Below are 10465 nucleotides of genomic sequence, written 5' to 3' on the forward strand. Positions count from 1 at the left end.
GGCCCGGAACCGGGCGCCGTCGGACGCCGCCCGCTCAGGCGTCGGTCGGGGCGGCGAACGCGGGCAGGACCTCGTTCTCGAACAGGCGCAGGCTCGACCACGCCAGGTCGATCGGCATGCCGCCGCACAGCGGGTGGAACTGCACGTGCGGCACGGGTGCGGCCTTGAGTTCGGCGATGAACTGATCGGGCGTCAGAACGCGGTATTGGCCGGTCTCGCGCAGCGCGTCGCTGTCGGCGATGCTGCGGTACGGCGACGCGATGTCGTCCTGCGCCTGCCACGCGCCGTACGCGTTGCTCTCGTGCAGGAAGTACGGCGCCATCCGCTCCCAGCCCTTGTCGGGGTCCTCGGCGAGCGCGACGACGCGGTTCTCGCCGATCGGGCACGGGCCGGGGTCGGGGCGGCCGAGCTTGCGCACCTCGTCGCGGTAGAACTCCCAGACGGCGGGCACCGAGGGCACGAACCCGTCGGCGATGCGCGCGGCCCGGCGCGCGGCGGGTTCACTGCTGCCGCCGAGCAGAAGCCCCGGGCCGCCGGGGCGGAACGGCGCGGGGGTGACGTGCACGGTGCGCCCGCGGTAGGCGAACGGCTCGCCGGCGAAGGCGGCCTTGAGGGTGGTGACGGCCTCGGTGACGCGCTTGCCGCGTTCCTTCATCGGGATGTCGAACATCGCGAACTCTTCGCGCACGTAACCGCCGGCGACGATCAGGTCGACGCGGCCCCGGCTGAGGTTGTCGAGGAAGACCAGGTCCTCGGCCAGGCGCAGCGGGTCGTGGAACGGCGCGATGAGCGCGGCGATCATGAATCGCACGTTCGTGGTGCGGGCCGCCATCGCGGAGAGCATCGGGATGGGGCTGGGCAGGTAGCCGTCGGGCGAACCGTGGTGCTCGGAGACCGCGATCAGCCCGCACCCGAGGCCTTCGGCCCAGTCGGTCATGTCGAGCGCCGCGGCGTAGCGGTCGGCCATGGCCGTCCCGGCCGTCTCCGGGTTGCGGAAGTCGAAGCGCAGCGCGAACGACACCCCTGGAGGATTCATCGGTGTACGCCTGTCCCTTTCGTCGGATGACGTGCGATGTCGCGGGCACTCGGCAGCAGCGCCGACGCCGCCCGAGAATACAATTCTCGGACTTAAGAATTCAATAATCGATGGCCGAAATCGGCTTCTTGTCAGGGCGGGACGCGGGGAGAACCGGGTCGCCCGCGACGCGGAAGAGCGCGCCCGGCCGGTGGGTCGGTGCGAGTGGCGGGCAAGCCGGACGGCGGGGCAGCCGGGTATCCCGGTATCTCGGCAGCCGCGAGGGTGTCCCCGGCACGAGGAACTCGCGGTGCGCCGACGGGAACGACCGGCGGCGGCGACCAGGAGGAGCCCGCCGGGTATCGTCCCGTCACCGGCCGGTCGGGTCGCCGCCCGGAGCACCCCCCACAGCCCCGATTTCCCGCACGGCCCGACAGGGGCTCGCAAACGGCCGCGCAGCGACGCAACCGCGTCCACGGGCACCTCCGCGGCAACTCTCTGGTGAGAACCATATTCTCGCTCGTGAGATTGTTCCTTATACTCACCCGAGTTCGTCCAACACGTGACGGACGCCGCCGTCCGCCTCGGCGGCCTGTTCATCCCGACCGCCGCGGCGACCACCACGCCGTCCGACGCGCCTCGGCGGTGCCGAGTCTTCTCTCACGGAGCCCGCATGTCGCAGATCGACTTCGCCAACCGCCGCGTCCTCGTTGTCGGGGGATCGTCGGGTATCGGGCGCAGCATCGCCCTGACCGCCGCCGCCCAAGGCGCCCGCATCGCCGTTGTCGGACGGCGTTCGGAACTGCTCGCGGAGGTCGTGGACAAGGCCGGCGGCGGCGTCGCCATCACCGCCGACCTCGCGGTCGCCGACGACTGCGCACGGGTCGCCGAAGAGGCCGCGGCCGGGCTCGGCGCCATCGACGCGGTCGTGCACGCGGCCGGCGTCTCGCCCCTGGCGAAGATCACCGACACGTCGGCGGACGTGTGGCGGCAGCTCATGGCTACCAACGTCATCGGCCCGGTGCTGACCACCGGCGCGCTGCTCCCCTCGCTCGCGCCGGGCGCCGTCGTCGGCTTCATCTCGTCGCGGAGCGTGGGCCGTCCGTACCACGGCGTCGGCGCGTACAGCTCCAGCAAGGCCGCGCTCGACCAGGCCGTACTGAGCCTGCGCCTGGAGAACCCGGCCTTCCGGTTCGCCCGCATCGAGGTCGGCGACACCGCCGGGACGGACTTCAACCGCGACTTCGACAACTCGGTCCGCGACGAGCTGGTGCCGCTGTGGATCCAGAACGGCGTGCTGTCGCAGGTGCTCATGGACGCGGAGCACCTCGGCGCCACGATCGCCGCGTCGATCGCGCAGATGCTGGCCTATCCCGGGATCGCCACGAACAACCTGGTCTTCCACGGCCCCGGCGGCGTCCTGGCGCCCGGCACCATGCCAACGGTCGGCGTGGGCGGCGCCGTCGCCACACCCGAGACGCACGGCTTCCAGGGCGACAAGTAGCCGGACACGTGCCGGGCCGTCACGCGAACGGCCCGGCATGACACGGTAGTTCGAGAGACGAACGGGACGCGGCACCGTGGCCGCCGACCCCGGCCCGATGCCCCGCTCGCGCGGCTGCGCGTGAGCGGGGCATCGGCTTTCCCGCCCGCGGACGACCACACCACCGCCACCCCACGCAGGGCACCGCGCCCACGCCACACAACGCGCGTCGGCCGCTTCGCGGGCGCGTGATCAGCGGAGCCGGTCTCACGGCGGCAGTCCGCACCGCACAGCGCCCCGCGGCGCCTGGCGAACGCCTCACCCGGCACGGCGGCGTGCGGGACGACCCGCCCGACCACCGCCGTCAACGCAGGGGGTGGTGGCTCGGTGCGTCTCGTGCTCGTCCGCGTGGGCGCGATATTTCGTTGGAGTGGGCGGCGTTCCCGCTCCTAGAGTGGCGTGACGTCGTCGCGGGTGGGGAGTTCGGTCATGCGGGTGCACTACCCCCGTACGGTCCATCTCCCCTGGTCCCCCGGAGTGTCCTCGGACGACCTGCGGGCCGGCAACGTCGCGGGCCTGGCCGGGCGCGAAGTCGTGGTCACCGAGAAGCTCGACGGCGAGAACACGACGCTGTACGCCGACGGGCTGCACGCCCGGTCGCTCGACTCGGCACACCACCCGTCGCGCGCGTGGGTCAAGCGGCTGCAGGCGCGCGTCGGCGCCGCGATACCCGCCGGGTGGCGCGTCTGCGGGGAGAACCTGTTCGCGCGGCACTCGATCGCGTACGAGGAACTGCACAGCTGGTTCTACGGATTCTCGGTGTGGTCCGGCGACCGCTGTCTGGGCTGGGACGAGACCGTGCGCTTCCTGCGGCGCATCGGCGTACCCGCGCCGCCCGTTCTGTGGCGCGGCACCTTCGACGCCCGCGCGCTGCGCGGCCTGCGGATCGACACCGCGCGGCAGGAGGGTTACGTCGTGCGGACCGTCGAGGGCTTCTCCCGCGACGAGTTCGGGCAGCGCGTCGCCAAATGGGTGCGCCCGCGCCACGTCCGGACGGACACCCACTGGATGTTCGCCGCCGTCGTCGCGAACGGCCTTGGCCCGCAAGCCCCTTTGTGGGACGTACGGTCCGGGGCGGCCCCCGACGGGCCCGCGCTCCTCGCCGCCCTCTCCCTCGCCGACGAGGGCGACGACGGCAACGACGGCGACGCACCCGGCGAGCAGGCCGCCGAGACCGCCGCCCGCCTGGACGCCCTCGGCCGCACCGGCGACGCGCGGTTGGCCGGCGTCCTCGCGGCGCTGCTGCGCACCCGCCGCCGGGCCTGGCTGATGCCCCGGCTCGCCGACCCGCTCGGCATGCCGACCGCCCGCCGCGTCGCCGACCTGGTCGGGCTGTACGGGTGTCTGTCCGAGCCGTACCCCGACGACCACCGCCGTGCGGGCCTGACCCGGCTGGCGTTCGCCGCCGACCTCGGCGCGCTGCACGCGGTCGCGGCGGCGGCCCTGGCCGGGCGCGGCGGTGCCGAGGCCGACGCGGCCCGCGAGCACGTGGAGTGGTCGTCGCTGCACGCCGAGGAGGCCGGGCTCTTGGGCGAGGCTCCGCTCGAACCGTTGCGCGCCGGGTTGCGCGACGCCCTCGGCGGGCTGCCCGCGCTCGCCGCCGACCGGTGTTGGGCGGAGGCGCGCCGGCTGTGCGCGGAGGGCCGGATCGGCACGGTCGACGAGGCGGTCGCCGCGACGTGGCGGTGGCGGTCCGGTTCCCCGCACCTCGTGCACCTGGTCGGTCCGGCGGGCAGCGGCAAAAGCGCGTTCGCGAGCGGGCTGCGCGGCGTCGACGCGGTCGTCTCGCTCGACGACCTGCGCGAGGCCCGGGGTTCGCGGGCCGAGCAGGGCGCGAACAGCGAGGTCCTGCACGAGGGTTTGGACCGTCTGGACGCCGAGCTGGCCCGAGGCGGCACCGTGGTGTGGGACGCGACCTCGCTCGTCCCGCGGCAACGCTCGGCCGTCCACGGCGTGGCCCGGCGGCGCGACGCGCTGGTCACCCACGCGGTCGTGCTGGTCGACGAGGACGAACTGACGCGGCGCAACGCCACTCGGGCGCACGCGGTGCCCGCCGCGGTACTGGCCGCGCAGTTGCGCCGGTTCGCCCCGCCGTACCCCGGGGACGCGCACCGGACGTGGTACGTCGGCGCGGGCGGCACGGTCGACGACGTCGACGGGACGGTGGCGGAGTGGCCCGGGGAACCGGCCGCGAAGGGAGCGGTGTGATGCGTACCAGCGAGGAGGTCTACCACCGCGTCCGCTGGGATCCGCGGTTCGACCCGGCCCGGTTCGTCCTCGGGGTGACGCGGCGCGGCACCACGCCGAAGCGCGTCCCGCTGCCGTCGTTCGTCCCGGGCGGCGAAATCCCGTGGCACCGCATCGTGTTCATCGAGGCCGACGGCGAACTCGTATGGGACCGGGCGACCGGCGTGGACCGCGTCGGCGCGTCGCAGGCCGGGCGGGTACGCGACCCCAGGCTCCTGCGGGCGCCGTACTTCACCGCACGGACGCCGTTCGCGTGGGACCCCGCCGCGGCGGCGTGGCGGCCGGCCCCGGGCGACGACAGCGCGTTCGGTCCCGCGTCGCCGGTGTTGCGGGTGCTGACCTGGAACACCCTGTGGGACCGCTACGACAGCGACCGCATCGACACCGATCGGCGACGGCCCTTGCTGATCGCGGCACTTGAGGCCGAGAGTGCCGACGTCATCGCCCTCCAGGAGGTGGAACCGGCCTTGCTCACCCGGCTGTTGCGAACCGACTGGGTGCGTGCCGGGTACACGCTGCACACCGATCCGTCGTCGGGCGACATCGCCGACAACGGCCTCGCCCTGCTGAGCCGCCTGCCCGTACGGGAGTCGGCGGTGCACGCGTTCGGCCCGCACAAGGCCGTCGTCGCGGCGACGGTGCGGACCGCGTCCGGCCCCCTCGTGGTCGCCACCACCCACCTGACGAGCGACCACGCGGACCGCGGCCCGGCCCGGCGCGAGGCCGAACTCGCGGATCTGGCCGAGGGGTTGGCCGCGCTCGACGGCGACGTCGTCCTCGTCGGCGACTTCAACACCGGCGACGACGCCGCCGACGGCGGACCCGCCGCCGTCCTCGGGATGCGCGACGCGTGGACCGACGTGCACGGCCCGCACGACCGGACGCCGACGTTCGACCCCGGCGCGAACCCGCTCGCGGCGGTCTCGTCGTTGTCCGGGCGGGCGTCGCGGCTCGACCGCGTGCTGCTGCGCGCGACGGAGCCGGCGGACGGCGCGGCGCCACCGCAACCCACGGCGGCGGTCCTGCTCGGCGACACCCCGGAACCCGACGGCCTCCACATCTCCGACCACTACGGCGTGCGCGTGGACTTCGCGCCGGCCGACACCGCCTCCGGCGACGTCCTGGCGTCCGCGCCGAGCGCACGCACCGCCGTCGCATGGCTTCCACCTCCCGAACTGTGGCCGCCGCTCCAGGAGATCCGCCGCGCCCACGACCCCGGCGTCGACCGCTGGCCGCCGCACGTGAACGTGCTGTTCGGGTTCGTCCCCGAGGACGAATTCGACCGCGCGACACCGCTGCTCGCCGCCGCGGCGGCCGAAATCGAGCCGTTCACCGCCGTGTTGCGGGGCGTCCACACCTTCGGGCACCGCTCCGACGCCACCGTGTGGCTGGACCCGGTGGCCGACGGCGGTGACGCGTGGGCCGCGCTCCGGCACGCACTCGTCCGCCGGTTCCCCGGCTGCCGGGGCCGCGCCGAGGGCTACACGCCCCACCTCACCCTCGGCCGGAGCGGCGACCCGCAGCGCGTCGCCGCCGAGAGCGCGGCCCGGCTCGACCGGGCGGGCCTCGGGCGCCTCCGGGTCGGCGAGCTGGCGCTGCTGTCCCGGCGCGGCGACGAACCCATGTGCGTACGCGCGGTGTTCGCTCTCGGCACGGGCGAGGTCCGCCGCGTGGACGAGGCGTCGGACGAGCCCCTCAGCGGCACCGATCCGGGGCGACGAACGGTCCGCCGGATCGTCGACGGCGTGGCCGAGGCCCTGCCCGGCGGCGTCGTCCACGTCGTCGGCTCCCGGCGCATGGGCTGCGCCCTGCCCGGGGCCGACCTCGACCTGGTGGCGGCGGTGCCGTACGACGCGGGGGCGGACACGGTGGGGCTCCGCACCGAGGGCCGCACACCGCCGGAGCGCGGCCCGGGCCGGGACACCCGCGCCGCGTCGGACGGCAGCGGTACGACGGCCCGGGACCTGGCACACGCCCATGCCGGCGGCCACCCGCTGCCCCGGGGCCCGGTCGAGCGCGCGCCCCACGACGAGCCGTTCGCCGCCGGAACGGGCCCCGGGCGCCCGGCACTTGGCTACCCGGGGGACCCCGCGCAGCCGGAGGCCGCCCCGGACTCGGTGGTCACCGCGCCGCACCGGCGTGCCGCCGACTCCCCCGCGACTACCGGGGCCACCGGGACCACCCCCGGCGACACTCCCGCGCCTCCGCCCGGCGACCTGCGCGCCCGCCTCGTCGCGGCGCTGCCGGAGGCCGCGCCCGCGCGCGATGTCGTCGGCGCCCGCGTTCCCGGCCTGCGCTTCGCCGTCGACGGTACGCGCGTCGACCTCGCCGTGGTCCCCGCCGACGGCGTACCGCCCGCGCAAGCCGTCGCACGCCGCGCCGAGTTGGGCGACGCCGCCGCCCTCGCGCTCAGCGCGGTCGACGACGCCGACGCGGTCCTCGCCGCCACCCGGGGACTCCCCGCGTTCCCGGGCCTGGCCCGGCGCGTGAAGGCCTGGGCGCGCACGCGCGGACTCGACGCGGCACCGTTCGGCGGGCTCCCCGGTCTCGCGTGGACACTGCTCGCCGCGCGCACCACCGCGGAGAACCCGGGACTCGCGGGCGACGAGCTGCTGCGGGAATTCTTCGCCACCTGGGCGGCGTGGGACTGGGCCGCCCCGATCACACTCGTCCCCGGCGCCGCGGACACGGCCGCCCCCTCGGATGACCCGCGTCCCGCCGCGCCCGTCACCGTCCTGACGCCCACCGCTCCCGTCCGCAACTGCGCCGAGCAAGTCGGCCCCGGGGGACGCGACTTGCTCGCGCACGAGTTCTACCGCGCCTGGGAGATCCTGGACGCGCCGGAGAACCGCGGCGCCGCCGCCCCGCCGGACCTGCTCGCGGCCCCCGACCTCCACCGCCGGCACGCCGCGTGGGCGGTCGTGACCGTGCGCGCCGACGCCGGCCCCGACGCCGCGGCCCGCCTCGACGCGACGATCGGCCGCGTGCGCGGGCGAATCCGCGCGCTGCTCACCGCACTTGAGGAGGCCGGAGCCGTCGACGCGCACGCCTGGCCCCGCCCCTTCCCGGCCGCCGCGACCGGGAAGGAAGCCCACGACGACGGCCGCCGGCCCGCGCGGGTGAGCCACGCCATCGGCCTCGGCCGCACCCCGCCCTCGGCCGAACAGGTCGCCCGGATCGCCGGGTCGTGGGCGGCGGGCCTGCCCGGCGTGACCGTCGCGTGGGCCCGCAACGGAGACGTGCCGACACTCCGCTGACCGCGCACCGCACGGGGACCCGTCACCGCGCCGCGCGCGCCACGTACCCAACTCCCTTGGCGCACCGGGCTATTCCGTAGAGCACAGGCCCCGGGCATCATGGGGGGTGACGCGCGTTCCGGCGGCTGCAGAAGGGGATTCCACGGAATGGACCACACGAAGCAGGCGGACGAATTCATCGTGACGGAGCTGGTGGACGTGGGCGACGTGTCGCTCGACGACCTCCTGCGGTACGAGGCCTCCGGGTTCGACAGTTCCCTCCGCCGCATCCTCCTGCAAGTGGACCTGCCCGAACCGCTGGTCGCGACGCAGGCCTCCGGCTCGTCCAGCTGCGTGTGACGCGCCGCCCGGTGCCGCCACCACACCGCCCCGCCGCGTGATCCGTCCGGAGGCTGTTCCGTGTCGACGTATCCCACGCCGCGGGCCTCCACGGGAGACCGGCGCCACACCGGACCGGCCGCGCCGCCGCCCGCGGCCGAACCGACCCCGGACCCGGCGCGCGCGGCACCGGCCCACCTGCTCTCCGTCGACTCGTTCGTACGGCTCGCGTCGGGAGACAGTGATCCCGCGACGCTCGGAACCCTGCGGAACGGCCAGCGCAGCAAGCGCCTGCTGCTGCTCCGCATGGTCCACGACGCGGCGGCGGCCGACCCGGCGGTGATGGGCCCGCTGCCGCCGGTGCGCCGGGCGTGGGAGCTGTTGGAGCGGGCGCGTCGGGCCGACCCGGCCGCGTTCGACACCGTCCTGATGTATCCGTCGACCGGTGTGTGGGCGTCCCGCGTGCTGCGCCGCGTGCGCGGTGCGGTGAGCGGTGAGACGCCGCTGTGGGTCGAGGTCGGCCACGTCCACGCGCTGTCGGTGGCGGCGGCGATCCGCGCGGGCATCGCGTTCGACGCGGCGGTGCCGGTCCGCGACGGCCGTTTCGTCCACCTGCCGTCGCTGGGCACCGTGAACCTGCTCGGCGCGTTCGGCCGAGGCTCGCTCGGCGGCGGGCACCATCCGCACATCGCCACCGTGCACCGCGCCGGGGGCGGCAGCGTCGTCTCCGTGACCATGCGCGGCGCGTGCGTCCTCGTGCCCGAGGACCCGCGCAAGGACGCCCGCGGCTGGGCCCCCGTCCCGACCGTCACAGCGGCGACCCCGGCCGGGACGCTCTCGCTGTGCCTGGACGACGCCGATCCGTACGGAACGTTCCTGCCCGGCCGCCCGGTGCACCGGCCGGGCCCGCAGTGGCAGCAGCGCTGGCGCCGACTCCTCGTCAGCGCCTGGGAGTTGCTGGCCGGCGACGACCCCGAGGCCGCCGCGGGCCTGGCCGGACTGATGCGGACGGTCGTCCCCCTGGCCCCCGCGGCGAACGACCGGCCGTTCAGCGCGTCGTCACCCGAGGCGTTCGGCGGCGTCATGATGGCCCTGCCGCGCACCACCACCACCTTGGCCGTGAGCCTGGTCCACGAATACCAGCACACCAAGCTCGGCGCGCTGCTCGACCTCGTCCCGCTCCACCACGAAGGCGGCGGCGCCACGCACTACGCGCCGTGGCGCGGCGACCCCCGGCCGATCTCCGGGCTGCTCCAAGGGGTGTACGCCCACCTCGGCATCGTGCGCTTCTGGCGGCACCGGATGGCGGGCGCGTCGGGCCACGACGCGGGCCGGGCCCGTTTCGAGTACCTGCTGTGGCGCGACGGCACCGCACACGTCCTGGCCGGGCTCCGCGGCTGCGACGAACTGACCGAACTGGGCGCGCGGTTCGTCGACGTGATGCGCGATGTCGTGACCGCGTGGTGCGAAGAGGACGCCACCGCTCCCGAAGCCGGCGACGCCCGCGCGGTCGCGCGGGACCACTGGGGCATGTGGCGGTTGCGGCACACCGAGGCCCCGGCCGACGCGGTGGCGCGGCTGGCCGACCGCTGGATCCTCGGCCTGCCGCCGTCCCGCGCGGACCGCGAGGAACCGTCCCGCGTCCGGGTGGACGCCCTGACCGCGGCGTCGTCGCTGCGGACGCACCTGTTGCGGTCGCGCTGGGACAACCCGGAGGAGTTCGCGTGGATGTGCCGCCGCCCCGACGTGGCGGGCGTCCCCCGGGCCGATCTCGCGTTCGTGGCCGGGGACTTCGCCGGGGCCGCGCACTTGTACGCCGACGCGCTGACGGCCTCGGACTCCCCGCGGTACGGCCGCGACACCACCTCCTCGGAGGCGCCGGCCGAGACACACAGCGCGTGGGTCGGCCTCGGTCTCGCTTTGGCCGGGTCCGGCGACGACGACGCGGCCCGCGTCCTGCTCACGCGGCCGGAACTGGTCCGGGCCGTCCACGTGCGCCTCACCGCGGCGTCGGAACGCGCCCATCCGGTGGCGCTCGCCGGATGGCTCGGCACCGCGTTGTGACCGTGGACGCCCGACCGACCG

6 protein-coding genes are annotated in these 10465 nt (G+C 75.4%); 5 read left to right on the forward strand and 1 reads right to left on the reverse strand.

Annotated features, from left to right (window positions below; translation table 11 throughout):
• Positions 1–34: 34 nt before the first annotated feature.
• Positions 35–1036: an LLM class flavin-dependent oxidoreductase gene (locus LO772_RS03150; RefSeq protein WP_231776782.1), complete on the reverse strand. Its 1002-nt coding sequence runs from the start codon at positions 1034–1036 to the stop codon at positions 35–37.
• A 652-nt stretch (positions 1037–1688) separates the two neighbouring features.
• Here LO772_RS03150 and LO772_RS03155 point away from each other — a divergent pair.
• The 5 genes from LO772_RS03155 to LO772_RS03175 all read left to right on the forward strand — a co-directional run bounded on the left by LO772_RS03155 (position 1689) and on the right by LO772_RS03175 (position 10444).
• Positions 1689–2519, forward strand: coding sequence for an SDR family oxidoreductase (locus LO772_RS03155; protein ID WP_231776783.1), 831 nt, complete (start codon positions 1689–1691; stop codon positions 2517–2519).
• Positions 2520–2987: 468 nt separating this feature from the next.
• Complete coding sequence (locus LO772_RS03160; protein ID WP_231776784.1) at positions 2988–4766, forward strand: RNA ligase family protein; 1779 nt, start codon at positions 2988–2990, stop codon at positions 4764–4766.
• Positions 4766–8062: a poly(A) polymerase gene (locus tag LO772_RS03165; protein WP_231776785.1), complete on the forward strand. Its 3297-nt coding sequence runs from the start codon at positions 4766–4768 to the stop codon at positions 8060–8062. Before LO772_RS03160 ends, LO772_RS03165 begins: the two co-directional genes overlap by 1 nt.
• Before the next feature lie 147 nt (positions 8063–8209).
• Positions 8210–8401: a hypothetical protein gene (locus tag LO772_RS03170; protein ID WP_231776786.1), complete on the forward strand. Its 192-nt coding sequence runs from the start codon at positions 8210–8212 to the stop codon at positions 8399–8401.
• A gap of 60 nt (positions 8402–8461) precedes the next feature.
• Positions 8462–10444 (forward strand): HEXXH motif domain-containing protein, encoded by a 1983-nt coding sequence (locus LO772_RS03175; protein WP_231776787.1) that lies wholly within the window; start codon positions 8462–8464, stop codon positions 10442–10444.
• The last annotated feature ends 21 nt before the right edge of the window (positions 10445–10465 follow it).

It is taken from the genome of Yinghuangia sp. ASG 101 (assembly GCF_021165735.1).
Lineage (GTDB): Bacteria > Actinomycetota > Actinomycetes > Streptomycetales > Streptomycetaceae > Yinghuangia.

What these genes read in the sequence shown, in the direction of transcription:
- LO772_RS03160 (WP_231776784.1), top strand. Translation starts at nt 2,988, where the DNA reads ATGCGGGTGCACTACCCCCGTACGGTCCATCTCCCCTGGTCCCCCGGA.
- LO772_RS03170 (WP_231776786.1), top strand. Translation starts at nt 8,210, where the DNA reads ATGGACCACACGAAGCAGGCGGACGAATTCATCGTGACGGAGCTGGTG.
- LO772_RS03155 (WP_231776783.1), top strand. Translation starts at nt 1,689, where the DNA reads ATGTCGCAGATCGACTTCGCCAACCGCCGCGTCCTCGTTGTCGGGGGA.
- LO772_RS03150 (WP_231776782.1), bottom strand. Translation starts at nt 1,036, where the DNA reads ATGAATCCTCCAGGGGTGTCGTTCGCGCTGCGCTTCGACTTCCGCAAC.
- LO772_RS03165 (WP_231776785.1), top strand. Translation starts at nt 4,766, where the DNA reads ATGCGTACCAGCGAGGAGGTCTACCACCGCGTCCGCTGGGATCCGCGG.